Source organism: Pedobacter sp. NO84, from assembly GCF_059703915.1.
In genome coordinates this window covers 2745634-2769301 of record NZ_AP046575.1, presented here as the reverse complement: position 1 = coordinate 2769301, position 23668 = coordinate 2745634, and the positions used below count along the sequence as shown (strand labels likewise).

Annotated in this window: 22 protein-coding genes; 15 read left to right on the top strand and 7 right to left on the bottom strand. The window is 39.4% G+C overall.

What is annotated here, in order from left to right; genetic code table 11:
- The first annotated feature begins 24 nt into the window (after window positions 1-24).
- Both AC6H0V_RS12125 and AC6H0V_RS12120 read left to right on the top strand, forming a co-directional pair.
- Entirely contained in the window at window positions 25-363 is a 339-nt protein-coding gene (locus AC6H0V_RS12125; protein WP_497560448.1) for a hypothetical protein, read from the top strand.
- 36 nt (window positions 364-399) lie between these two features.
- The gene (locus AC6H0V_RS12120; RefSeq protein WP_497560447.1) at window positions 400-1647 is read left to right on the top strand and encodes a hypothetical protein; all 1248 of its coding nucleotides are present in this window, start codon (window positions 400-402) and stop codon (window positions 1645-1647) included.
- A gap of 123 nt (window positions 1648-1770) precedes the next feature.
- Here AC6H0V_RS12120 and AC6H0V_RS12115 read toward each other — a convergent pair whose 3' ends face one another.
- Window positions 1771-2268, bottom strand: coding sequence for a PRC-barrel domain-containing protein (locus AC6H0V_RS12115; RefSeq protein WP_497560446.1), 498 nt, complete (start codon window positions 2266-2268; stop codon window positions 1771-1773).
- A gap of 28 nt (window positions 2269-2296) precedes the next feature.
- Window positions 2297-2923 carry an OmpA family protein gene (locus tag AC6H0V_RS12110; protein ID WP_497560445.1) on the bottom strand — a complete coding sequence of 209 codons (627 nt, stop codon included), beginning with the start codon at window positions 2921-2923 and terminating at the stop codon, window positions 2297-2299.
- A 171-nt stretch (window positions 2924-3094) separates the two neighbouring features.
- Here AC6H0V_RS12110 and AC6H0V_RS12105 point away from each other — a divergent pair, with 171 nt between their 5' ends.
- Window positions 3095-3502, top strand: coding sequence for a hypothetical protein (locus AC6H0V_RS12105; protein ID WP_497560444.1), 408 nt, complete (start codon window positions 3095-3097; stop codon window positions 3500-3502).
- 107 nt (window positions 3503-3609) lie between these two features.
- Here AC6H0V_RS12105 and AC6H0V_RS12100 read toward each other — a convergent pair whose 3' ends face one another.
- Window positions 3610-4428, bottom strand: a complete 819-nt coding sequence (locus AC6H0V_RS12100) for a tetratricopeptide repeat protein (RefSeq protein ID WP_497560443.1) — start codon at window positions 4426-4428, stop codon at window positions 3610-3612.
- Between the two features lie 296 nt (window positions 4429-4724).
- On the opposite strand from AC6H0V_RS12100, the gene AC6H0V_RS12095 reads away from it, so the two are divergent.
- The 11 genes from AC6H0V_RS12095 to AC6H0V_RS12045 all read left to right on the top strand — a co-directional run bounded on the left by AC6H0V_RS12095 (window position 4725) and on the right by AC6H0V_RS12045 (window position 18764).
- On the top strand, window positions 4725-5972 hold the full coding sequence (locus AC6H0V_RS12095; RefSeq protein WP_497560442.1) for an efflux RND transporter periplasmic adaptor subunit: 1248 nt from the start codon (window positions 4725-4727) through the stop codon (window positions 5970-5972).
- Between the two features lie 108 nt (window positions 5973-6080).
- Window positions 6081-7538 carry a TolC family protein gene (locus AC6H0V_RS12090; RefSeq protein WP_497560441.1) on the top strand — a complete coding sequence of 486 codons (1458 nt, stop codon included), beginning with the start codon at window positions 6081-6083 and terminating at the stop codon, window positions 7536-7538.
- Between the two features lie 22 nt (window positions 7539-7560).
- Entirely contained in the window at window positions 7561-8226 is a 666-nt protein-coding gene (locus AC6H0V_RS12085) for an ABC transporter ATP-binding protein (protein ID WP_497560440.1), read from the top strand.
- Window positions 8227-8234: 8 nt separating this feature from the next.
- The gene (locus AC6H0V_RS12080) at window positions 8235-9470 is read left to right on the top strand and encodes an ABC transporter permease (protein ID WP_497560439.1); all 1236 of its coding nucleotides are present in this window, start codon (window positions 8235-8237) and stop codon (window positions 9468-9470) included.
- Window positions 9471-9494: 24 nt separating this feature from the next.
- Complete coding sequence (locus AC6H0V_RS12075) at window positions 9495-10679, top strand: ABC transporter permease (RefSeq protein WP_497560438.1); 1185 nt, start codon at window positions 9495-9497, stop codon at window positions 10677-10679.
- A gap of 20 nt (window positions 10680-10699) precedes the next feature.
- Entirely contained in the window at window positions 10700-12073 is a 1374-nt protein-coding gene (locus tag AC6H0V_RS12070) for a sigma-54-dependent transcriptional regulator (RefSeq protein ID WP_497560437.1), read from the top strand.
- Window positions 12057-13334: a sensor histidine kinase gene (locus tag AC6H0V_RS12065; RefSeq protein WP_497560436.1), complete on the top strand. Its 1278-nt coding sequence runs from the start codon at window positions 12057-12059 to the stop codon at window positions 13332-13334. The genes AC6H0V_RS12070 and AC6H0V_RS12065 overlap by 17 nt, the downstream gene beginning before the upstream one ends.
- A 248-nt stretch (window positions 13335-13582) precedes the next feature.
- Window positions 13583-14098 carry a DUF2975 domain-containing protein gene (locus tag AC6H0V_RS12060; RefSeq protein WP_497560435.1) on the top strand — a complete coding sequence of 172 codons (516 nt, stop codon included), beginning with the start codon at window positions 13583-13585 and terminating at the stop codon, window positions 14096-14098.
- A 2-nt stretch (window positions 14099-14100) separates the two neighbouring features.
- Complete coding sequence (locus AC6H0V_RS12055; RefSeq protein ID WP_497560434.1) at window positions 14101-14304, top strand: helix-turn-helix domain-containing protein; 204 nt, start codon at window positions 14101-14103, stop codon at window positions 14302-14304.
- Window positions 14305-14377: 73 nt separating this feature from the next.
- Complete coding sequence (locus AC6H0V_RS12050; protein ID WP_497560433.1) at window positions 14378-15265, top strand: ABC transporter ATP-binding protein; 888 nt, start codon at window positions 14378-14380, stop codon at window positions 15263-15265.
- On the top strand, window positions 15252-18764 hold the full coding sequence (locus AC6H0V_RS12045; RefSeq protein ID WP_497560432.1) for an ABC transporter permease/M1 family aminopeptidase: 3513 nt from the start codon (window positions 15252-15254) through the stop codon (window positions 18762-18764). The genes AC6H0V_RS12050 and AC6H0V_RS12045 overlap by 14 nt, the downstream gene beginning before the upstream one ends.
- 37 nt (window positions 18765-18801) lie before the next feature.
- Here AC6H0V_RS12045 and AC6H0V_RS12040 read toward each other — a convergent pair whose 3' ends face one another.
- Together AC6H0V_RS12040 and AC6H0V_RS12035 are read right to left on the bottom strand one after the other, a co-directional pair.
- A complete protein-coding gene (locus AC6H0V_RS12040) occupies window positions 18802-19635 on the bottom strand; it encodes a CE1 family esterase (RefSeq protein ID WP_497560431.1) in 834 nt (277 codons plus the stop codon).
- Between the two features lie 223 nt (window positions 19636-19858).
- Window positions 19859-20944, bottom strand: coding sequence for a serine hydrolase domain-containing protein (locus AC6H0V_RS12035; RefSeq protein WP_497560430.1), 1086 nt, complete (start codon window positions 20942-20944; stop codon window positions 19859-19861).
- Between the two features lie 138 nt (window positions 20945-21082).
- On the opposite strand from AC6H0V_RS12035, the gene AC6H0V_RS12030 reads away from it, so the two are divergent.
- Entirely contained in the window at window positions 21083-22594 is a 1512-nt protein-coding gene (locus AC6H0V_RS12030) for a sulfatase family protein (RefSeq protein ID WP_497560429.1), read from the top strand.
- Here AC6H0V_RS12030 and AC6H0V_RS12025 read toward each other — a convergent pair.
- Both AC6H0V_RS12025 and AC6H0V_RS12020 read right to left on the bottom strand, forming a co-directional pair.
- On the bottom strand, window positions 22591-23139 hold the full coding sequence (locus tag AC6H0V_RS12025) for a cupin domain-containing protein (RefSeq protein ID WP_497560428.1): 549 nt from the start codon (window positions 23137-23139) through the stop codon (window positions 22591-22593). The two genes, AC6H0V_RS12030 and AC6H0V_RS12025, sit on opposite strands and share 4 nt — an antisense overlap.
- Window positions 23139-23627, bottom strand: coding sequence for a hypothetical protein (locus tag AC6H0V_RS12020; protein WP_497560427.1), 489 nt, complete (start codon window positions 23625-23627; stop codon window positions 23139-23141). Before AC6H0V_RS12020 ends, AC6H0V_RS12025 begins: the two co-directional genes overlap by 1 nt.
- Window positions 23628-23668: the final 41 nt, after the last annotated feature.

Below are 23668 nucleotides of genomic sequence, written 5' to 3'. Positions count from 1 at the left end.
ACATGAAAAATTTAGTTACAGACCATGACAACAACAAACAACCTTACAGCACAATTTAAAATTGCTTCATTAATAAATAGAATGCTGATTGGTGCGGGCATCGGATTAGTACTGATGGCAATTTTCCTCTCAGGAAATTATACAGCAAGACCAGAATGGGGGCAATACTGGATGATCAGGCCATTCGTAGTTATGGCCATTGGAGGCGCCGGGGGTGCTGCCTGTTTTTATTTCCTGTACCTACTTTTCGGTTATGAAGGCGGTTGGAGAAAAACAGCTTCCATAATAATAGGTGTTATTGGGTTTATCATTGCATTATATCTTAGCTTCGTTTTGGGCCTGGCAGGTACCATGTGGCATTAATAATACCTAGAGATTTATTAAATTAAAATTAAACAGATGAAAGACGAAATAATTGCACATCTTGACGACTCAAAACAACTTGAGCGCTTGTACCGTTCGGATAAGGCTTCCTTTAAGCGGGAATTTAATGCTTTATATCCCGAATTTAAGCACAATACACTTGCGGGTTATTGGAACGAGAGGCTAAATTACGAAAGTGATGAGGTGAGTTGGGGTACAGGCAAAGATTTACTCATGGTAATCATAGCATCGCTTACAGCGGGATTTATTGCAAAGTTTCCTGCAATCTTCGGTATTAACGAAGAATTTTTTTACACCAGAAATATTGGTTTTATCGTATTCCCTTTACTAACGGTTTATTTTGCCTGGAAGAATAAATTATCCATTGGCAAAATTGCCTTTATTGCTTTTGTAACCCTTGCAAGTGTAATTTTCATCAATTATTCTTTTTTGAATATTAAGGAAAGCGATACCTTAATTCTATCGTGCATCCATTTACCATTGTTGCTGTGGTCTATGTTAGGCTTTTCTTTTGTGGGCGGTGGCAAAAATGAAGGCGAAAAACGACTTAATTTTTTAAAGTACAATGGCGATCTGGTGGTAATGACAACACTGATTTTAATAGCTGGCGGAATCATGTCGGCCTTAACCGTTGGCCTTTTTTCGTTGATCGGTCTAAATATCGAAGAGTTTTATTTCAAAAATATAGCAATTATCGGCCTTGCCTCAGCGCCTATAGTGGGCACCTACCTTGTACAAACTAACCCACAATTAGTAGGTAAAGTTTCGCCCGTAATCGCGAAACTTTTTAGTCCGCTGGTAATACTGATGCTTGTAACCTATCTTATTGCAATCGTTTATTCGGGGAAAGATCCTTACAACGATCGCGAATTCCTACTTATTTTTAATGCCCTATTAATTGGTGTAATGGCCATTATTTTCTTTTCTGTTGCCGAAACAGCAAAGAGCGCTAAAAATGACCTCCAGATCTGGGTACTTTTTTTATTATCTGTGGTAACTATAATAGTTAACGGCGTTGCACTTTCAGCCATCCTATTTAGGATTTCCGAACTGGGAATAACCCCAAATAGAGCTGCGGTTTTGGGGGGTAATATTTTAATTTTGGGCAATCTCCTTTTGGTAATGCTTAAGCTATTAAAGGTCCTTTCTAAAAAGGCAGGCATCATCGAAGTTGGAAAAGCAATTACTTCCTATTTGCCACTTTATGTGGTTTGGACATTCATCGTAACCTTTTTATTTCCTTTGATTTTCGGAGTTAAATAATATCCCTACACGTTTAATAGTTTTTTAATAGAAAAGCCGCCAATTTATATTAGCGGCTTTTCGTTTACTAGGTCTTTACAATTTAACGCACTGGCAAATAAGGAGGTGAAATATGATTATCCCTTAGTCGATAGTGTTTTCATCTGAACGATCACGCTTATAAAAACGATCCTTATTAAAATTTTGATGGGTGTAAAAATTGTTCTGATCAAATTCGTTGATCGATTCTTGAGAATCAATATCTGGATTTCCGAAGATGGATCTAATTTGCAGTTCTGTTTCTGCTCTAACCTCGCCGCGTTGATAGCTTGGAAGGGCACTAAACTGATCGATCAGAAAATTTTGAAAGACAACTTCATCTTCGCTGGTATGCAGATGGGCTAAGCCAATTGGGATCATAACCTTCTTCCGCTCATCTAGTTCGTTCTCTTCCAGATCTACGATTAAATAACGAACCGATCTGGTTTCAGGATCAAATAAGAGCTCATCTATTTTCCCCAGATAAGTGTCATTTTCACTTTTAACTTTCCAGCCAATGATATTTGGCTCTCCGTCTACGATCTTAAAATCGCTTTTAGATAGCTCTTGGAGCGATCTATATGTATTTTTTTGTTGTTCCATGTTTTTTAGGTTGATGTAGGGTTGCTTATTAACTTTTTGGAAAAACAACAATAGAAACATTGCGATTTTGTTGCCTTCCTTCTTTGGTTTGATTAGTGGCAACGGGCTCAGCTTCTCCGAGAGACTGCACCGAAATGGTTTCACCAGCAATATTTCCGCTTGTAGTTAGCCAATTTTTAACGGCTTCTGCACGTTCCTTACCAAGTTCTTTATTTTCATCTGCTGGTCCGGTTGAATCGGTACTTCCAAACACACCAATTGTTGCTCCAGGAAAGCGTTTGGCGATCACGTCACTGATCATTTTAAGTTTGTTCTGCCCTGTGGCCGATACATCATTTCCCGCTGTAGGGAACAAAATGTTTTCTCCTAGAGTGTAGATGGTATAGGTTCCGTTACCCCTGGTTACAATATCGCTATCGGTAATGTCTGCGTCTGTGGTGGCTGCAGAATTAAAATCAACACTGTTCCAATCGGGCATGGTTGCTGCAATCGCTTTTCCTGTCGAATCACTGGCGGTTGAGTCTGGCCCACTGCCTGTAGTTTCACTACCACATTTTTTAAACAATAATGCCGCGAGTGCGATGAGTACGAGTAATAATAAGAGCCATACCCACCAAGGGCGCGATGGCTTTGGTTCAACTTCTAGATGTGCCATTTTTAAATTAAGGTTAATGATTTTGAGTGCTTAATTGCAGTCTTTAAATACAACAGCAATACCGAACAATAGTTTTGAGTATTAATCTGGAAGCGGCCTAAAAAAAGACAAACAATCTATTTTTTGAGATGTTAGCTAGCTGCTTAATGATTAACATTTAATTAAACCCATATGTTTGAACAAATCTTAGATTTAGTAAAGGAGAAAATTGGCGGGAGTATTATCCCGGTTGAAAACGAAGAAGAAGTACACCAGGAAATTGCCGGACAGATTAAAACTGGACTGCAACAACATGCCGTAGAACAAGGGGGAGTAGGTGGGCTCTTGTCTTCGTTATCTGGCAGTCTTTCTGGCAGTCCTATTACCGGCGCAATTGCTGGAGGTATTGTATCTTCACTCGGAACAAAATTTGGCTTATCACCAGCAATTACGGGAGCCATAGCAGGTGCGATCCCAGGTATTTTAGAGAAATTTGCCCACAAAGCAAATGACCCAAATGATAACAGCATTACCCCAGATTCGATAACAAGTTCGCTAGCAAAGAGTGGCGGCTTGGGAGGTCTCATTAATGGGCTGTAAACTAGAACGGGATAAGCTTTAAAAGCTGGATATTGCCCAGCTTTTAACTAACCCAATACTAACAAGCGAGGTAACATTTCCTACTAAAGCCCTCGGCTTCCTCTCCTCTACTTAGCTATAAGTTTTTCCAAGGTCGATCTCAGGTCAAGTTTACTATCTGCCACTAGCATTGCACCCGCTCTTTCATGGGCAGGATTGTTAAGGCCTGCTATTACTGGCGCTGTTAGCGCTGTTTTTCCACCAAAGTACTTAGCCATGTCCCAGTTAATTTTAAACTTTACTTTGATGGGCGTTTTGCTTTTAGCTGATTCGCAAGAAAACACATCATAAGGTGCATTTTTTTCTTGCGTTAGTGCTTGGTTAATAACGAGAAGCGGTTCATCGTTTATGCGAATGGTTCTCAATATTAAATATTCTTCGGATATAGAATTTACTACATAATCTTCTCTAAGATTAGGGGATAGATAGCTTGGATCAAGTTGGTTATATTTGGTATAAAAGGACCAAAGGCACGCATCTTTTAATTTAGTGGCAATTTCCCTATTTTCTGGATAGGCTACTATAGCATCATATCCCGTTAAAAACGCTGCATCATAATTTTTCTGGTAAGTATAAGCGCTCATGATGCGGGATATTGCCATCTCTTTAGTATGGTTAACATTGTCAGTATTAAGCGAAATCGATTTCTTGAAATAAACTATAGCAGAATCAAGTTTATTGTCGGTAGAAGCAATTACCCCCAGAAAATGATAGGTGCCATAAAATGTCGAATCTTTCTGCAGCGCAATTAAAAATTGCTGCTTGGCGGTGGGATTGTTAGCACCCATGAGATTAAGACCTTTAAAGAACTCCTCGGGGGGACGTTGAGCATATACACTCGTGGTGATAAATGCCGAAAGAAGCAATAGATAAAAATTTTTGTACATAGCACCTAATTTAATTAAATCTAGTATTTTATTTTGAAAAATTAAATTATCCCTTACGCTATCATTACAAAGCACCTCACCTGCTCATTTCCAACCATAATGTTCGATATCGGGCATTTTTTACTTTTAAAATATCGGTAACTAACTTAAATATAGATAGTTAACAATGGCATCGCTCTTGCAAGGCTAGGATGACAAGAAGGATAGGATTGAAGGATAACTAAGTTTAACCGATCAATAGGATTACGTCAGGACTAAACCATAACGCTAAACACCAAACGCCAAACCCCGAACAAATGGATACACTTATTGAAGACGAAGTCATCAGCCAAAAAAGAAAAAAACGATTGTTGATCGCTGGTCTTATCATTATTTTACTTATCGCAACAATCTGGTTGTTCCGAACTTACTTTAAACCTTCATTAACTGCAGCAGATTTTACTACCGCGAAAGTTGAAGTTGGTCTTATAGAAAACACGATTAATGCTACCGGAGAAGTATTGCCAGAATTTGAAGAAATAATAGCAAGTCCCATTAATGCCTCAATAAAAAATGTATTAATGGATGCAGGTAACAAAGTAAACAAAGGCCAATCTATCCTTACATTGGATAAATCCGTTACTCAAACAGATTATGAGAAGTTGCGGTTCCAGATGGAATCAAAGGAAAATGAGATCCGCAAGCTAAAACTCGATCTTGAAAAGAGCTTTTTTGATATTAAATCTAATAATAGTATTAAGCAATTGCGCATCAGCAATCTAAAAGATGCGGTTTCTTCAGCTAAAAGATTACTCAAAGCTGGAGGAGGAACAAAAGAGGATGTAGAACGTGCCGAGCTCGATCTAAAAGTGGCAGAACTGGAAAAACTGCAGTTGGAAAACGAAATTAAGAGCAAGCAACAAACTATGAAGATCGAAATCAGGGAAGCAGAGATTGCTTTGGCCATTCAGGGCAATGATCTTAACGCACTCAAAAGAAAACTCGATCTGGCAGAAGTGGTTGCCACTAGAGCAGGGGTAATTACCTGGGTAAACAAAAATATCGGCGCCAGCATCCACGAAGGAGAAGCATTGGTACGCATTGCGGATCTGAGCGGATTTAAAGTGGCAGGAAGCATGTCTGATAATATGTTAGACAAAATTAGCAACCGAATGCCGGCCCTTGTAAGGATTGGGGATAAACTGTTGAGGGGCGCGATCGTTAATATCTCGCCAGCGGTAAACAATGGTATTGTTTCCTTTGATATCCAACTTAATGATAAGAGCAGCAAAGAATTAAGGCCAAACCAAAAGGTAGATGTGTTCTTGATTACCGAAACCCGAAATGAGGTTTTACGCGTAGCCAACGGACCCACCTTCAATGGATCCAATCTACAGGATGTATTTGTGATAAAGGACGGAATTGCAGAGCGAAGAACGGTAAAAACCGGCCTTAGCAATTTTGATTATGTAGAGATTCTGAGCGGTCTTAAAGCGGGGGAAGAGATCATCACCTCGGATATGAGTGCCTACAAGAACACTAAAACGATCACCATTGGACAGTAATAAATGATGGAAAATGGAAGATGGAAAATGGAAGATGGAAGATGGAAGATGCGCCGACTCAAAATGAAAAGGATGAACATATATTTTAAACGAGAATTATTAACTATAATGAAGAAATTTTTAGTTTTTGGTTTAGTAGTGCTAGGGGTTATAAACGTGCATGCCGCATCCATAGATACCTTAAAACTAACGTTACCAGAAGTGGTTGCCATGGCCAAATCAAATTCTATTGCAGCCAAACAAGCCATTACGGTTAAGGAAACCAAATATTGGGAATGGCGAACGTTTCGCTCTAATTATCAGCCACAATTGTCGCTACAGGGGATTTTGCCAGGTTATTCTAAAACCTATACCCAGGTGCAACAACCCAATGGTACCATACTTTTTCAACCTGTTCATAACGACAATTCATCGCTTACCCTCAACTTTAGCCAAAGTATTTCCGCTACAGGAGGCACCATTTACGGTACCACCCAACTGCAACGCTTTGATGATTTTGACCGAAATAATGTGCTTTATAACGGAATTCCGTATGGCATAGGCTATACCCAACCTTTATTGCAATTTAATGCGCTGAAATGGGATAAGAAAATTGAACCCTTAAAATACGATGAAAGCAAACAGGCATTTATAGAAACACAGGAAAAAATTGCCATTACTGTAACGGAGTACTTTTTTGATCTTCTCCTTGCGCAGGTAAACCTGAACATTTCTGAAACCAATTTTGCCAATACACAACGGATCCTGACCATTGCAAATACAAAGTTCGAATTGGGTAAAATCTCTAAAAATGAAATCCTACAATTGCAACTGGAAGTATTAAATGCCCAAAAAGCAGTAGGCACCGCAAAGCGTGATGTAGAGATTGCCACCTTAAATCTTCGTAGTTACGCGGGGATTGAAGGCGATGACAAAATTAAACTTACCATGCCCGAGGTAGTTAAACAAATGAATGTTGCTGCAGATAAAGTGCTACAGGAAGCTTTCGAAAACCGTTCAGATGCCATTGCATTTGTTCGCCGTTTGGCAGAAGCTAAAAGAGATGTGGCCAAAGCCAAAGGCGAAAATGGATTAACGGCTACATTAAGGGCAAACTTGGGTTACTCTAGTGCTGGTCCGAATATTTTTGATGTTTACCGATCGCCAAAAAATCAGCAGGCTGTTGAGCTTCAGCTTTCCATTCCGATTATGGATTGGGGAAGATCAAAATCAAGAACCAAAACTGCCTTAGCAAACGAGCAGTTTACCACCTATGCTGTAGAACAGGATAAACAGACCTTTAAGCAACAGATTATTACGCAGGTTACGCTCTTTAATATGATGAAAGAACAGATCCAGCTCACTGATGCTGCCGAAAGAATAGCTGCAGAAAAGTATAAGATTGCGAGCGAACGCTACGTGCTGGGCAACCTAAGCATTACCGACTTGAGCATTGCGTTTCAAGAAAATGACCGAGCAAAGCGCGATTATGTTTCTTCGCTCCGGGATTTTTGGGCGGCTTATTATCAGCTGCGCTATTTGTCGCTCTACGATTTTGAAAACAATAAAAAAATAACCTATTCATAACACTTAAATTAAAATTGCACAAATGATACGCTTACAGAACATAGAAAAAGTTTACCGAACAGATACGGTAGAAACGCTGGCCATAAACGGCATTAATTTAGACATTGCCAAAGGCGAATTCCTGTCGATCATGGGACCCTCAGGCTGCGGAAAAAGTACGCTGCTAAATATTATGGGACTTTTAGACGAGCCTTCTAAAGGTAAGATCAGCATTGATGAACAGGATCTCAGCAAGTACTCAGACCAGCAGTTAGCAAAATTCAGGAACCAAAAACTGGGTTTCATTTTTCAAAGCTACCACCTTATCAACGACCTTCGAGTATTGGATAATGTTGAGCTTCCGCTATTGTACCGTAACTCGTCGGCAAAAGAACGTAAAATGCTTGCTTCAGCTGCGCTAGAGAAAGTTGGATTAAGCAATAGGTTAAAACATTTTCCTACTCAATTATCAGGAGGACAGCGACAAAGGGTAGCAATAGCCCGAGCAATTGTGGGAAATCCACAGATTATACTTGCTGATGAGCCCACTGGCAACTTAGATAGCGGAATGGGAAATGAAATTATGGAAATCCTGATCAACCTAAACCGAAATGAAGGCACTACCATCGTAATGGTTACCCACGACGAAAACATGGCCAATAAAACCCACCGATTGGTTCGTCTTTTTGATGGTTCACAAGTTCAATAAGCACGATTATGTTAAAAAACTATTTTAAAATTGCTATTGCTGTATTGAAGCGAAGAAAGTTCTTCACGTTCATCAGCCTGTTCGGGATCAGTTTTACACTAACTATCTTAATGGTAGTTACCGCTTTTTTCGATAAAATACTAAGTGCCGATTATCCTGATTATAAACGAGACCGCTCATTATACGTGAGTACGATGGAATTAAAAAACACGAAGGAAAATTGGCTCAACAGAAGTGATGTTTCCTACTACTTTCTAAGCCATTATGTATCTAAGCTCAAAACTGTTGAGAAAATGGCTATTTCTTCGGGCGCCATCTCATCAAATGCCTATGTAAACAACAAAAAGATTGTGATCGGCTATAAATACACTAATGCAGATTATTGGAATGTGCTAGAATATAAGTTTTTAGAGGGAAAACCCTACAATCAATCCCAGATCTCAAATGCAGAACGTGTTGCAGTAATTTCTGAGCATACCAAAAAGGCTTACTTTGGGGATAAGGCAAATGTTGTGGGCGAATATATTTCGGCCGATAATGTAAACTACCGCGTAATTGGCGTAGTGGCAAACGTAGCCGAAAGCAGCGATAAACTATTTGGCGATATGTATGTGCCCTACACCCTTTCAAAAGAGAACTATGATAAGGTAGAACTAATGGGTTCATTTAATGCGGTACTTTTGGCTCGCACTAAAGGAGATGTGCCCAAAATGAAGAAGGAGTTTGATCAGATGATGCGTAAAGTGCCTTCTCCAAGCAAAGATTTTGATAAGGTGTACTGCAATGCAGATTACTATGCAGAAAGCATGAGCCGAAGAATTGCTGGTAGTGGCGAGGATTCTGGGCTGAAAGGTATTATTATGATTATCAGCGGTATGGTATTGCTTTTCCTTCTCTTACCCACCATTAACCTGGTAAACATTAACATCACGCGGATTATGGAGCGTTCATCAGAAATTGGCGTGAGAAAAGCCTTTGGTGCATCCTCGAAAACATTGGTGTACCAGTTTATTGTAGAGAATATCATCCTTACTTTACTAGGTGGGGTAATTGGACTTATTTTTACCGCCGTGGCCATTTATTTTCTAAATGAAGCCAATTTTATTTCCGATCTGCATTTAGAAATCAATCTTAAAGTTTTGGGCTATTGTTTACTCACCTGTTTATTCTTCGGTCTGTTTTCTGGAGTTTATCCGGCTTGGCGAATGTCTAGATTAAATGTAGTAAAAGCATTGAAAGCCTAATCAATTACTATTAAAAAAACTATTATGTTAAAACATTTATTTAAACTGATCTGGAACAAAAAGAAGCAAAACTTCCTGCTCCTTTCAGAAATCTTCGTTTCATTCCTAGTGATATTTGCGGTATTTTCTTTTCTGGTTTTTTATTACCAGAACTATAACTCGCCACTTGGTTTCGATTATAAACAGGTTTGGTCTATCAGTTATGATAATAGCCAACAAACAAGTAACACAGATACGCTGGATATCTTTTATACCAATCTTCGCAAATCTTTAAAGGCCATGCCAGAAATAGAGGAAGTAAGCTTTTCGAGCTCAAATTTCGCCTACTCAAATAGCATGTCGAGTACAGGATTAACCATGAAAGGCAAAAAGTACAATCGGGTACTTAGCTTTGTTGTTGATGAGGATTATCCAAAAGTTTGGGGGATGCAACTAATTGCAGGACGCTGGTTTAATGCCGAAGATGCAGCTTCAAAAGATAAACCAGTGGTGATTAACGTTAAACTAAAGGAGGCGATGTTTGGAAAACAAGATGCAGTGGGTAAGGAAATAGGAGATTATGATGCCAAACAAAAAATGAAAATAATCGGTGTGGTACAGGATATCAGAACCGATGGCGATTATTGGCCCGCAGAGAATAACTTGTTCAATCGCTTAGATACAGGTTATCTTGCCAGTACCAGTACCATTTTGTTAAAGGTAAAACCAAATACGAGTGCCACTTTCGAAAGCCAATTGTACAAGTTTATGACCAATAGTATCAAGGAGGCGAATATAAAAATAGAACATGTGGATGAAATGCGTGTTGCTAAAAACAAAGTAACCATCATTCCCCTCTTAATTTTCACCATTATTGCAAGTTTCCTGATCATTAATGTGGCGCTTGGCTTATTTGGGGTGCTGTGGTATAACATTAACAAAAGGAGAGGAGAAATTGGTTTGCGCAGGGCGATTGGTGCAAGTGGAAGTGCGGTATCCTTTCAACTGGTGTCTGAGGCATTGATCTTAGCAACTTTATCGCTGATCGTGGGCTGTTTCTTTGCCGTTCAGTTCCCATTGCTCAGCGTTTTTGATGTACCCACAAGTGTGTACCTTATCGCCATGCTGCTGGCCATTGTTTTTATTTACCTCTTGGTTTTTGCGTGCTCATTGTATCCTGGCAAGCAGGCCGCAGCAATTCATCCAGCAGTTGCATTGCATGAAGAATAATACTTATCTTAACTTCGCATATGATACTACTAGTTGATGATGATATCGCAGTAAGAACCTCCCTAACGCTACTTTTAAAAGGCGCTGGAAATGAGGTGGTCACGGCAAGTAATGCTGTTCAGGCTTTTGAGATTGTACAGTCTCAAAAGCCTGAACTTGTTATATTGGATCTCAATTTTTCTATCGATACCTCCGGGAAAGAGGGCATGAGCCTGCTTCAACAGATTAGGGCCATCCATGCAGTTTTGCCAATCATCCTGATTACAGGCTGGGCCAGCATAGACCTTGCTGTACAGGGCATGAAACTAGGAGCAAATGATTTTATCCATAAGCCCTGGAATAACGACTATGTACTTCAATCTGTGGCCACTCTCCTGCAATTGAACGGTAAGAAACCCTCTTCAAAAAACAGAAAAGAACTTGATCAAAAATATCAGTTTAAACAGATCATCGGAGAGGATGCAGGCTTATTAAGCATTCTGGAAATCATCGGCCGGGTGGCCAGTACCAACGCCTCAATTTTAATTACCGGAGAAAGCGGAACAGGAAAAGAGCTGATTGCAGAAGCGATCCACGAAAATAGTATGCGTGCAGCCAAGCCTTTCGTGAAGGTTAATTTGGGCGGTATTTCTACTTCATTGTTCGAAAGCGAAATGTTCGGTCATGCCAAAGGCGCTTTTACCGATGCCCGCTTTGATAGGATGGGCCGTTTTGAAATGGCGCATAAAGGGACCATTTTTTTAGATGAAATTGGCGACTTGGAAGCGAGCAGTCAGGTTAAATTGTTGCGTGTACTACAGGATAGAACCTATGAGGTCTTGGGCAGTAGCCGAACCAAGGTGGTTGATGCCAGGGTAATCTGTGCAACCAATAAAAACCTTAATGAAATGGTTGCCCTCGGCACATTTAGGGAAGATCTGCTCTATCGGATCAACCTGATTTCCATTCATTTGCCGGCATTAAGAGAACGTTCGGAAGATATCCCTTTATTGGTTAATTTTTTTATTGATAACCTTAAAGAAATATATAACAGACCTCACTTGGCGGTTTCAGCATCCGCCATGCGCTGGTTAAAAGCGTTGCCTCTGCCCGGAAATATCCGCCAGTTAAAAAACCTAGTAGAACGTACAGTGCTGATCACTGGAAAAGAAGAGCTGGGAATTGACGATTTTCACGGGCAAATGCATCTTTCGCCCTTAAAGAACGATAAAGTTAAACTCCCCGGAGTAGGAACCATTACCCTAGATCAGATGGAGGCCGAAATGGTAAAACAGGCCATGAGTTTCCATAAAAACAGGATCACTAAAGCTGCAGCCTCACTTGGCATAACCAGAAATGCACTTTATCGCAGACTGGAAAAGTATCAAATCCCATTTAATGAGACTGAAGACTAAGTATATCGCCTTTGTGGTGGGAATTCACCTGGTTTGTCTGCTGATGAGCTATCTGATTTTCGAACATGAAAAGATCTTTTTCATCCTTGCCGAAGCGGTTATCGTTGTCTCTATCGTTATTTCACTTAGTTTATACAAACAATTGATCAAGCCGTTGCTTTATTTAAAACAGGGGGTTAATGCCATAAAAGACCAGGATTTTAACATCAAGTTTTTAGCTACCGGACAAAAGGAGGTTGATGAGCTGGTAGATGTTTATAATCGGATGATAGATGAGCTGAGAACAGAACGTACCAAACAGCAAGAGCAGCATTTTTTTCTCGAAAAACTGATCCAAACCTCTCCTACTGGAATAATTGTTTTGGATTATGATGGAGAGATTAAACAGATTAATCCCAAGGCAAAGGAAATAATAGACGCTGATCCCGATTTTTTAACGGAGCAGGTTAACCCTATAAAGGTTGGAAGGGCCAAGATGATCAGGAGTGGCGGATTGCGCACTTATAAAGTTCAAAAGTCTAAGTTTATCGATCGTGGTTTTGAACGGATTTTTATTATGATAGAAGAGGTAACCGCCGAAATTTTTGAAGCGGAAAAGAATGTTTACAGCAAGGTGATCCGCATGATGGCGCACGAGGTAAACAATACCGTCGGACCAGTAAATTCTATCATCAGCTCTGCACTGGTTCATAAAGAGGCATGGATTAATGAAAATGATCAGCTTTTGAAAGGCGCCCTTCAAATAGCGATGGATAGAAACCAGAACCTGAATATTTTTATGCGAAATTTCGCGGATCTTGTTAAACTCCCAGAAGCCAATAAAAAACGGATCGATCTAGTTTCTTTATTAAATTCTGTGGCCGACCTGATGCGTTTTGCTGCACAAAATAAACAGATCCATTTTGAGTTAAGCCTGCCAAACGAACCTTATTATATCTTAGCAGACGCACAACAATTGGAGCAGGCCTTTATCAATATCGTAAAAAATGCGCTGGAAGCCATAGATCATACCGGAACAATTACGATTGTTTTAGATCCAATTAAGCGTAAGCTTATTTTCATCGATAACGGAAAAGGGATTGCCAAAGGCGATGCCGAACAATTGTTCAGTCCATTTTATAGTACCAAAAAGGATGGGCAGGGCATAGGATTAACCTTAGTTAGAGAAATTTTATTGAACCATGGGTTTGAGTTTTCTTTAGTAACAGAGGATCAGTTTACCAGGTTTGGGATTGGCTTAGGGAACAAGGTTATGGTATAAAATTCTGTAATTACCGCACTGTATGGTACAAATAGATCTTCACTAATCTTATCGAATACCATCAGGAATCCCAACAAAAAATGCCGTCTAGAGAAAATTAACACCATTTTAAGTATTAGATAAATTAAATTAATTGTCTCTCCAATGGGCCGATCAGGGGGGCATATTCGTAATTAATAAATAAATATTAATATTTTATTATCGTTATTCGATAATTAATTATACATTTGTTTATAAATTATTTAATTATGAAGACTGTACGATTAATTTCAACTATTTTCTATTATATAGTAACCGTAGCTGGCTTGCTATATTTGATCGTTGGATTTTATGCCACTCTTGCCGTTCTTGTACCTAGTTTAGGTCTGTATCGGGAGTTGGCCAATAAAACCTTTGAGATTTATTATCCATTTACCCATCAGCCTTTTCTCTTGGGGGATAGCACTGCTTTGTATCTAAGTGGCATGATGGGAGCGATTTTCCTCTATGGGATATTCTTAATCTTATTAGGAGAGGTATTTAATGCTTTTCGGAAGAAAAAATTATTTACACCTAAAAATGTAGCGCGGTTATCGTGGTTTTATAGAACAAATCTTATCATTCCGGGAATAGTTTTGCTGATCACTATTTCTTTAAAGGGAGAGGTTAAAGATGTGGCTATTCTTGCCACGTTGCATTTTATCATCGGTCTATTTGCCTATTTCATGACTGCTATTTTTAAAGAAGGAACTGTTTTACAAGAAGAACAAGATCTAACCCTATAATTATGCCAATTATTGTAAATCTAGATGTAATGTTGGCTAAACGTAAAATGCGCTCTAATGAGCTGGCAGAACGTATTGGCCTAACCACCGTAAATCTATCTGTGCTTAAAACAGGAAAGATCAAGGCCATCCGACTTTCGAGTCTCGAGGCCATCTGTAGGGAACTGGATTGCCAGCCTGGGGATATCCTCGAATACAAAAAATAGGTTATGAAATCTTAATCCTAACGGGACGAAAATCGTGCCGTATGGAATGCTATTGCTTAAAAAAAAATAAATTATGAACACATTAATCATCCAAAATCTAACTAAAAGATATCCAAATGGCGTAAAGGCGATGAATGGGATATCGTTGGAACTTACAAACGGCATGTTTGGATTATTAGGCCCAAATGGTGCTGGTAAATCCTCACTTATGCGCTCTCTGGCCACATTGCAACAACCTGATTCGGGCAGCATAACTTTCAACGGGATTGATATCCTTCGTAACCCAGTATTTATGCGGCAGAATCTAGGCTACCTTCCACAAGAATTTGGAGTTTATCCCGCTGTTTCGGCTCTTCGATTATTGGAACATTTGGCTGTTTTGAAAGGTATAACCAACACAAAACTACGTGATGCCCAAATTATGGGTTTGCTAGAACAAACAAACTTGGTTGAACACAGAAATAAGGCTGTTCACACCTTTTCTGGGGGTATGCGCCAACGTTTTGGGATCGCCCAAGCCTTACTAGGCGATCCCAAAATAATTATTGTAGATGAACCCACCGCTGGTTTGGATCCCGAAGAGCGCAATCGTTTTAACACTATGCTCTGTGAAATAGGCGAGCAACGAATAGTTATTCTTTCTACACACCTTGTTGAAGATGTGAGCGATTTATGCACTAACATGGCGATTATGGATAGTGGAAACGTATTATCGCATGGAAAACCTTCGGAACTTATATCGCAGATCCATGGAATGGTATGGGCTAAAGAAGTTTCAAAAAGTGAGGCAGCAACATATGCCGGTAAACATCAGGTGATTTCGCAAAAACTTCATTCCGGTAAAATCAAAATTCACATTATTGCCACTCAGAAGCCTGATGTGGGGTTCGAAACTAGGAGTCCGCAACTTGAGGATGTTTATTTTAAAACCTTATTAAATTATGGAAATGAAACAGTTTAACTATTTGCTGGCTTTTGAATTTCGTTACCAAACTCACAAACGCCTTTTTTATCTCATGCCCCTCGCATTTGCGGCACTTGGATTTTTGATGGGACAGGGCAGTGGAATTCTGTTTCCCAACGTATTCATCAACTCTCCATATAGCATCAGCTATTTAACAGGATTGCTTTCATTGGCGGTAGTTTTACCGATTACCATAATTGTGGCACAAAGTATCTTACGTGAAACTGATACAAAATTTGATGCCTTAATTTATGCTACCCCTGTATCAAAATTCAATTATTTATCTAGCAGGTTCCTAGCATTGGTTGCGCTTCCGATTCTAATACTTAGTGCAGCCACACTAGGTATGTGTTGTGGAAACCTTACCAATACTTTGCCCGCCGATAAAATCGGAGCGTTTAGGATGATCAATTACCTTTGGCCATTTTTAGTACTTGGAATCCCGAATATCCTATTATGCGTGTCGGTACTTTGTAGTGTAGGTTGGCTCACAAAAAATAAACTCATTATCTATATATCAGGATTGTTGATCTATATCCTTTATTTTCTTGCTTCCATGTTCTCTAACTCCCCATTAATTGCGGGATCTACTCCTGTAAGTAATGAAACCATGTCTCTTTTTTCTAAAGTTGACCCATTTGGGATGGCAGCATATTTTGAACAAACCCGGTTTTTTACCGCAATGCAAAGAAATACACTTCAATTAGAATTAAGGGATAATTTTTTATTGAATAGATTGATTTGGCTGGTATTTTCAATTGGTTTAGTAAGCTATGCTTACCTGCGGTTTTCTTTCAGAAAGATAAAACGGCGTATTAAACGTGAAAAAATAGAAATTGGTTACTACGTTGGGCCTATATCATACCATCCTGTAGTAACTAATGCAGGTTCCTTAACGCATAATCTCCAGGCCTTATCAAGTTTTATCAACCTCGAAATTTCTACAATTTTGAGAGGAATTCCATTGAAACTAATCGTAATCATATGGACAGCCTTATTGGGGATTGAGCTTTCTAATGAAATTAAGGGAGATATTAGAATTGGAGAAAATTTTGCAAACACAGGCTTGATCATTTCTACCATTTCTGGTTTGTTGCCAACCTTTTCGCTTCTCGTTATTCTGTTCTACAGCTCCGAACTGATATGGCGGAGTAGGGTTGTAAAATTTGATTCGGTTGAGCAGGCTACCCCAATAAATAGTTTAATCTCCTCTGGTGCTAAATTTATCTCGTTAGCCTTTATCCCTTTTTTACTTATCCTATTAAGTTGCTTTATTGGATTGGTCTTCCAGACCTTTAATCAGCCCGCAACCGTTGATATAAAGTTTTACTTAATGCTTTTTTATAGCATCGGAATACCTTTGTTGTGCTGTACCGCATTATCCGTTATGATCCAAAATGGGGTTAAAGGTAAATACAGTGGACTATTTGTTGCCAGTATCTTTTTACTGATCTCTAGTACTGCGGTTGGAAAGATGATAGGAATCAATCACCCACTACTTAGGTTTGGTAGCCCGATCGGAATTGAATATTTTGATATGAATGGGTTTGGTGCTTACCTCACTTCTTTTAACTGGTACAATTGCTATTATGCTGCAGCCATATTATTTTTTGTTATTGTATTTAACTACAAAAATTTTCGCCTCAAGAAATCCTATTTTAAAGCTGTTACCTTCTCTGCGGTGGTTTGGCTTGCGCTGGGCGGATATATTTTTTATCAAACTAATATCAAGTACGAATACCTCATTAGTGAAGAAGTAAATAATAGGAAGCAGGCCTACGAAAACAAGTACAAAAAATATGAAAGCATCAGTTCGCCTGTGGTTGCAACAGTTAAAATGAACGTTGATCTATTTCCGGGGACAAACCGTTATAAAGTTAATGGATCATATCTGATCGTAAACCATAGCAGCAAACCGATGGATAGTATGTTAATATACATTCATCCCTTAACACAGCTTTATCATTTAACCATTGAAAATGCCACCATTCATCTTAATGATAAGGAAAATCACCATGCTTGGTATGTTTTTAAGCAGCCATTACAGCCTGGAGATTCAACTCACATGAACTTCAGTTTTGGATCTGGTTGGTCGCCTTTTAAAGGACACACTCCTTTTAATTCGATCATAGAAAATGGCTCGTTTATGCGATTAAGTAATTATTTTCCTTCTTTCGGTTATAAGAACGAAAATGAAATAGGCAATACTATTGAGCGTAAAAAGAGGGGAATGAAGCCCCAAAATCCTATTCCAAGTTTAGAAGCTCCACTGCCTGATCCTTACGATGCAGAATTTATAAACTTTGATGCCGTGATTTCAACTTCTAATGATCAAACTGTTATCACCTCTGGAGACTTGATAGGTAAATGGACAAAAGCTGAGCGCAATTATTTTCATTACCGCACATCAGCGCCCATTCCTTTCAGATTTGCGGTTTCATCGGCCGATTATCAGATTAAAAAAACGAAATACGGGAATATTCCGATTGAGGTATATTATGATGTTAGGCATGGGGCTAATGTAAATGAACTATTAAATGAAGCAAAGCGGACATTGGCCTATTGCGAGGCAAATTTTGGTGCGTACCCTCATCATAGTGTCCGTTTTGCAGAGGTATCAGCATTTGCTGAAGGATTTGCCGCTACTGCGTATCCTGGAGTAATTTATATGAAAGAGAATGCAAGCTTTTATACCAAATTGCACGATAAGGAAATAAACGGTATTACCATGTTAGCCGGTCACGAACTTTCCCATCAATGGTGGGGCGCTGCTACTTTGGTGCCCGCGTATAAACAGGGTGGATGGATCTTAACAGAAACGCTTGCCAATTACACTGAACTTATGCTATATCGAGCCAAGTGTGGTAACGACATGGCAATAGCCGAAGTAAGAAAACATTTAAACCAATATTTAAGCTTGCGCAGTTTTTCTAAAGAGATGCCTTTATATAAAACCGGATACGATACACCCCATCTACCTTATGATAAAGGAATTGCAGTTATGCACCAACTGGTAACCCTTATTGGAGAAAAAAGACTTAATCATGCGCTAAAAAATCTTCTCTTACATCATTCTTATCCGTTCATTGCACCAACTTCGCTCAATTTATTGAACGAACTGTACGATATTTGTTCTACCAGCGAAAAAGTTAAGATAGATGAGCTATTTAAACAGATCATCACCTATGATTCGAAATTAACCAAAGTAAACTATCAGAAATTAAAAGACAAAAAATACGAGATTTACTTTGAGGGAACTTGTGATAAGTTTAGTGAAAATGGATTTGGTAAACGAACGCGGATTAAGATAGACCAAACCATCGAAGTAGCGGTGTATACCTCTGATCAAAAAAGGGTTATACAATCATTTCCAGTAATAAATTCTAAAATAAGCGGTAAAATAGTAATGCTACGCAAACCTGTTCGTGTTGTTATAGATCCTGATTTGAACACTATTGATTCATTTCCGGAGGATAACGAAAAGGAAATAAATTAAGGCGATCGGCGGTTGGCGGTTAAGCATTTTTTCACTGTTAGCGCCAACCGCTATACTTCTTAAAGAAATTTATAATTGCCACATTAGCTTCTGTAGGATAGGTATGCCCTCCTGGATGTATAAATAGAACCACTGGATTTCCACTTTCTGATTTGTACAATGTAGAGAAGTTATCTAGCTTTTCGCCCAGGGGAACACACTTGTTGATTTTAAGCACTGCGTTATAGGTGAGCCTTTGCCATTCGGGTTTTACTAAAGGATCGGTTTCTCCCATTAAATGAAACACGGGTTTTGGTTTTAATTTCCGTATTAATTTTGCCGCTGTAGTAGCTGTGGGGGCAACGGCGGCAAACACATCACCTCTGGTTGCCCAAAGTAAATAGGTAAAGCCACCTCCGTTTGAATGTCCGGTAACGAAAATTTGCTTAGGATCAATCTTATAATCAGTTTGAAAGGTTTTGAGCATGGCATCAAAAAAAAGAAGGTCTTGGTTTGAGTCTTCATCCGCCATTTGCCATCCTGATTTCTTTCCTTCAGGATCTGTTAGCATTCCTGGGGTGGCTAATCCTTGCGGACAAATAAAAATCGCCTCTGGCCAAAGTTGATCGAACCTCCTTGTATTGTACATGTTATTCATCGTACCTCCATGTCCATGAAAAGCAAAAATAACTGGCGTGGGCTTAATTTTTGCGGATTCAGGAATATATACTAGCGCTTTTCTTAATACCCCATTAACCGTCCACTCCATTACAATGGGCGCATTTTGCTTTCTTGCTAAAATATTTTTTGCAGAAATGAGGCTTATGGTAAGCACAACCAGAAAAATTAAGCTGGTTTTGAACTTTGTTGAGGAGATTAATTTTGTAAGCATTACGTATAGATGGTTAATTTGTGTTTTGGTTTAATTTTGAAAGAAGTTGGGCGTTTGGCGTAAAGCGTTTTTGGGTCTGGATGCAGATAGCATGATGCATAAAGATAAACCACAGATTAACACAGATTAATTTTTAATTGGTCAATTATTTTTCCCGCGGTTGCGCAGACTTTGGATCTGTGTTCATCCCCCTTATCTGTGGTTAACCTAGTAAAAATTAAAACTACTCCTTCAATACCGCCTCCACAATCTGATCTCCCACTTTATAAGGATCAAAATCGCCGGTTCGGTTGGTCAGGAAAATCATACCTAATTGCAGTTTGGGGATAAAAACGTGGTAGGTTAAGAAGCCTCTTGAACCCCCGGTGTGGCTGTAGATCTCTACATTATGCTTACGTGTTATCCGCCAGCCACAGGCATATCTATTAGTTGAATTAATATCAAATCCGTACCGATTTGCTTGTTCCAAAGGGTTTCCTTTGATCAGTTTATTTTTTAGCAGGGCATTTTCCCATTTTATCATATCATTTACCGAGCTATAAATCCCCCCATCACCAAGCACAAAGCTCGTTGAACTTTGGTCAGTTCTTTCAAATCGATTTCCTTTTTTAGTGTATCCATAGGCACGATTAGCGATTTCCATTTCGCGAATATTAAAAGAACTCTGATCCATTTTTAGGGGTTTAAAAATATGGGTCCTAATGTATTGTGCATAAGTTACACCACTTACCTTTTCGATAATTGATGCCAATAAACTGTATCCGCTATTGCTGTAGCTGTATTTTGTGCCGGGCACAAATTTGGTAGTGTCCTGTTTGGAGAGTAATTTTAACACATCTGCATCTACAACTGTTCCCTGATATCCCTCTACCAGGTCCTCATAATCTACCAAGCCAGAAATATGGTCCAATACCTGTTTAATTTTGATGTTTTTTGCATATGCGGGCAGACTTGGCAGGTATTTTTGAATATCATCTTCTACAGATAGTTTCTTGGCCTCGTTCAATTGCAATATGGCAAGCGCCGTAAACTGCTTCGTAACCGATGCCAATCTATAATTGGTAAAACGGCTTGCACGTTGCCCTGTTTCGGGATCACTGTAACCTGCAGCTTTTTCATAAATTACGCGTTTATTGCTGATCAGCGCCATGCTATAGCCCGGGCCCTCAGTAACCGCAAGTGCATTTAACAGACTATCAACCCTGTTTTTAGCGGTTATTGAAATTTGTTGTCCTAAAACAAACGTAGGTATAATCAAAACGCCCAATACGATAAATAAAAATTGTTGCAAATACCTTAATCTAACCATCGTTAAAATTGTTTATAAAATAAATTTAACTAATTGTTGCTATCGATATTAGTTTTAATAAAATAAATCGTTAAAATATAAAATCTACTGTAAATTAGAGTTGAGATCTTTCCCATATCCTATCTCTGATTCTTGCCCATGACCATTAAAAATAAACACCTTCTCTTTTTGTGCTGCGCGATGGTATGCTGTGCCACCTTAATGGCATTAACTACACGTAAATCAACATTTTATCCTTCGTCTCCACTCGTTGATGAAGTGCAAAAACCCAACATCGTCTATGTGCTGGTTGACGAATGGCGTGCTCAAGCCACAGGCTATGCTGGCGATTCAAACGTGAGGACACCAAATTTAGATCAGCTTGCCAAAGAGAGTTTTAATTTTTCGAATGCAGTTTCGATATTGCCGGTTTGCACACCTCATAGGGCGGCATTGCTTACCGGGCGTTACCCACAGCATACAGGTATGTTTTTAAATGATGCAGCCTTGCCGGAAAGTGAGATCACAATGGCAGAGATATATAAAAAGGCAGGCTACCAAACGGCTTACATCGGCAAATGGCACTTGGATGGTAATGGGAGGCAAAGTTACATACCAAAAGAACGCCGACAGGGATTTGACTATTGGAAGGTATTAGAATGTACCCACAATTATAATAGATCCAAATATTTTGCCAACGATGATACTACCGCACGCTTCTGGAAAGGGTATGATGCCTATGCCCAAACTGAGGATGCAAGCGCCTATATTAAAGCAAACTCACAAAATAAATCGCCTTTTATTCTTGTATTAGCGATAGGGGCGCCACATTTTCCACATGATACTGCTCCAGAAAATATAAAGAAAACCTATCCTGAGGCCTCAATTAAACTAAGGCCAAATGTGCCAGACAGTATGGCGAGCGAGGCAAGAAAAGAGGCCGTTGGTTATTATGCGCACTGTACCGCGATTGATTCGTGTATAGGCGTATTAAGAAAGGCAATTCAAGCTGCCGGAGTAGAAAAGAATACGATCTTTGTGTTTACATCCGATCATGGAGAGATGCTGGGATCCCATGGAGTACATCCCGAAGCAAAACAACGTCCATGGGATGAATCGATAAAGGTGCCTTTTCTGTTGTACTACCCATTGAATGGGACTAATGGGAAAAGGCAGATTACAATGCCGATCAATACGCCCGATATACTCCCTACATTATTATCCCTTTCTAAAATAGAAAAACCCTCATCAGTTGAGGGGGATGATTTATCGGCGGTGATTTTAAAAAAGACACAGGAATTTGACCGGGCTGCACTGATCATGAATATGGCACCTTTTGCAGAGAATTATGCAGGTAAAGAATTCCGCGGTGTCCGTACATCAAGGTATACCTATGTGAGAAATCTTGAAGGTCCCTGGCTTCTGTTTGACAATCAAACTGATCCCTATCAGCTCAAAAATCTTGTTAATTTGCCCAATTATGCTTCTTTGCAAGCGGATTTAGAGGCTAAGTTACAATCAAAATTAACAGCACTTAACGACGAGTTTAAGCCTCGGGCATACTATCTTAAAAAATGGGGCTTTAAAGTGAAGGCGAAAAATGGAGAATTACCCTATGGTCCAGGTCCATATAAAGGACAATATCCAGTATGGAATGGATTGAAAGACTAACCAATTAAGCCCCTCGGTGCGTCAGCAAATTTTAAGTGCTTTTTTCGAAGCTTTCCTAACCATCTTGCTAGTGGAAAAATTATTTTCTTAACGAGAGCAGGTATGCCTACCATGTCAAATTCGTTCCGGTAGCGGTGTAGCAGATAGGCTGTATCAAATAACTGCGGTCTGCCTTTTCCTTCGGCGGTAGATTGATAGATCTTTGACAAAAAGTATGCTACATTATTTGCGGGCGAAATATAGCCTGAGCATTTTAATAGGCTATCGCCCGCATTCCAAAAACGATGCGGAATGTTCCTGGCAAATTGAATGCTTTGGCCCGGATGTAATAAACAAGACTCTTGGCCAGCCACTTGCGCCCCTGCAAGGCCGCTAACAATGGTAATGCTTTCGTCCTGTAGAAAGTGTACATGCATCGGCGGTCCGCAATTGGGCTCGATGCTGTTTTCTACAAAGAGATATTCGATGCCAGCCCGTATCTCTAGGCCAAGAAACGTGAGCTGCTCTCCATGGCCGTTATCAATGGTGTAAGGGAAGCTGTCCATCAGCGATTTGAACTATTATGTTGCTCAGATTTGGTTAAGGCTATTAATAACACTACTGCCGTACCGATTAAAATAATAGCCCTAACGATATTCAAAATTTCCCAAGTATGTGCCTTCGCTGTTACGACCGCATCTGCATGGTCTTGATAAGGCATTTTTGTAATAGCCATTAGCTCAGGTACAAAATAGGTTGCAGTAATTACCAACATGCCGATATAAATACAGAAAGGCCACAAAATAAACTTTTTTCTAGGAGTTTTCCAGTTGGAAATTAGCGCAGAAATAAGGAGAATAATGGTTACGGGATGGATAGACATCCAGTAAAGTGCCGCATTGATGCCGTATTGCCCTTGGAACATCGTTAAGGAAGCTGGAGGAGCTGCACTCCATCTAGGCACCATCGCTATCGTTTCGTAAACGCCTGCACCTATCATCCCTATAAAAGCTATAGAGGCAACTATTAAAGTGTAATTTTTTAAATGTTTCATTATGCTAATTTTTTAAATGAGTTTGCTAATTTTGGTCACTG

What these genes read in the sequence shown, in the direction of transcription:
- AC6H0V_RS12115 (WP_497560446.1), bottom strand. Translation starts at nt 2,268, where the DNA reads ATGGAACAACAAAAAAATACATATAGATCGCTCCAAGAGCTATCTAAA.
- AC6H0V_RS12050 (WP_497560433.1), top strand. Translation starts at nt 14,378, where the DNA reads ATGAACACATTAATCATCCAAAATCTAACTAAAAGATATCCAAATGGC.
- AC6H0V_RS12100 (WP_497560443.1), bottom strand. Translation starts at nt 4,428, where the DNA reads ATGTACAAAAATTTTTATCTATTGCTTCTTTCGGCATTTATCACCACG.
- AC6H0V_RS12045 (WP_497560432.1), top strand. Translation starts at nt 15,252, where the DNA reads ATGAAACAGTTTAACTATTTGCTGGCTTTTGAATTTCGTTACCAAACT.
- AC6H0V_RS12085 (WP_497560440.1), top strand. Translation starts at nt 7,561, where the DNA reads ATGATACGCTTACAGAACATAGAAAAAGTTTACCGAACAGATACGGTA.
- AC6H0V_RS12025 (WP_497560428.1), bottom strand. Translation starts at nt 23,139, where the DNA reads ATGGACAGCTTCCCTTACACCATTGATAACGGCCATGGAGAGCAGCTC.
- AC6H0V_RS12060 (WP_497560435.1), top strand. Translation starts at nt 13,583, where the DNA reads ATGAAGACTGTACGATTAATTTCAACTATTTTCTATTATATAGTAACC.
- AC6H0V_RS12020 (WP_497560427.1), bottom strand. Translation starts at nt 23,627, where the DNA reads ATGAAACATTTAAAAAATTACACTTTAATAGTTGCCTCTATAGCTTTT.
- AC6H0V_RS12055 (WP_497560434.1), top strand. Translation starts at nt 14,101, where the DNA reads ATGCCAATTATTGTAAATCTAGATGTAATGTTGGCTAAACGTAAAATG.
- AC6H0V_RS12065 (WP_497560436.1), top strand. Translation starts at nt 12,057, where the DNA reads ATGAGACTGAAGACTAAGTATATCGCCTTTGTGGTGGGAATTCACCTG.
- AC6H0V_RS12070 (WP_497560437.1), top strand. Translation starts at nt 10,700, where the DNA reads ATGATACTACTAGTTGATGATGATATCGCAGTAAGAACCTCCCTAACG.
- AC6H0V_RS12035 (WP_497560430.1), bottom strand. Translation starts at nt 20,944, where the DNA reads ATGGTTAGATTAAGGTATTTGCAACAATTTTTATTTATCGTATTGGGC.
- AC6H0V_RS12090 (WP_497560441.1), top strand. Translation starts at nt 6,081, where the DNA reads ATGAAGAAATTTTTAGTTTTTGGTTTAGTAGTGCTAGGGGTTATAAAC.
- AC6H0V_RS12110 (WP_497560445.1), bottom strand. Translation starts at nt 2,923, where the DNA reads ATGGCACATCTAGAAGTTGAACCAAAGCCATCGCGCCCTTGGTGGGTA.
- AC6H0V_RS12105 (WP_497560444.1), top strand. Translation starts at nt 3,095, where the DNA reads ATGTTTGAACAAATCTTAGATTTAGTAAAGGAGAAAATTGGCGGGAGT.
- AC6H0V_RS12125 (WP_497560448.1), top strand. Translation starts at nt 25, where the DNA reads ATGACAACAACAAACAACCTTACAGCACAATTTAAAATTGCTTCATTA.
- AC6H0V_RS12120 (WP_497560447.1), top strand. Translation starts at nt 400, where the DNA reads ATGAAAGACGAAATAATTGCACATCTTGACGACTCAAAACAACTTGAG.
- AC6H0V_RS12040 (WP_497560431.1), bottom strand. Translation starts at nt 19,635, where the DNA reads ATGCTTACAAAATTAATCTCCTCAACAAAGTTCAAAACCAGCTTAATT.
- AC6H0V_RS12095 (WP_497560442.1), top strand. Translation starts at nt 4,725, where the DNA reads ATGGATACACTTATTGAAGACGAAGTCATCAGCCAAAAAAGAAAAAAA.
- AC6H0V_RS12080 (WP_497560439.1), top strand. Translation starts at nt 8,235, where the DNA reads ATGTTAAAAAACTATTTTAAAATTGCTATTGCTGTATTGAAGCGAAGA.
- AC6H0V_RS12075 (WP_497560438.1), top strand. Translation starts at nt 9,495, where the DNA reads ATGTTAAAACATTTATTTAAACTGATCTGGAACAAAAAGAAGCAAAAC.
- AC6H0V_RS12030 (WP_497560429.1), top strand. Translation starts at nt 21,083, where the DNA reads ATGACCATTAAAAATAAACACCTTCTCTTTTTGTGCTGCGCGATGGTA.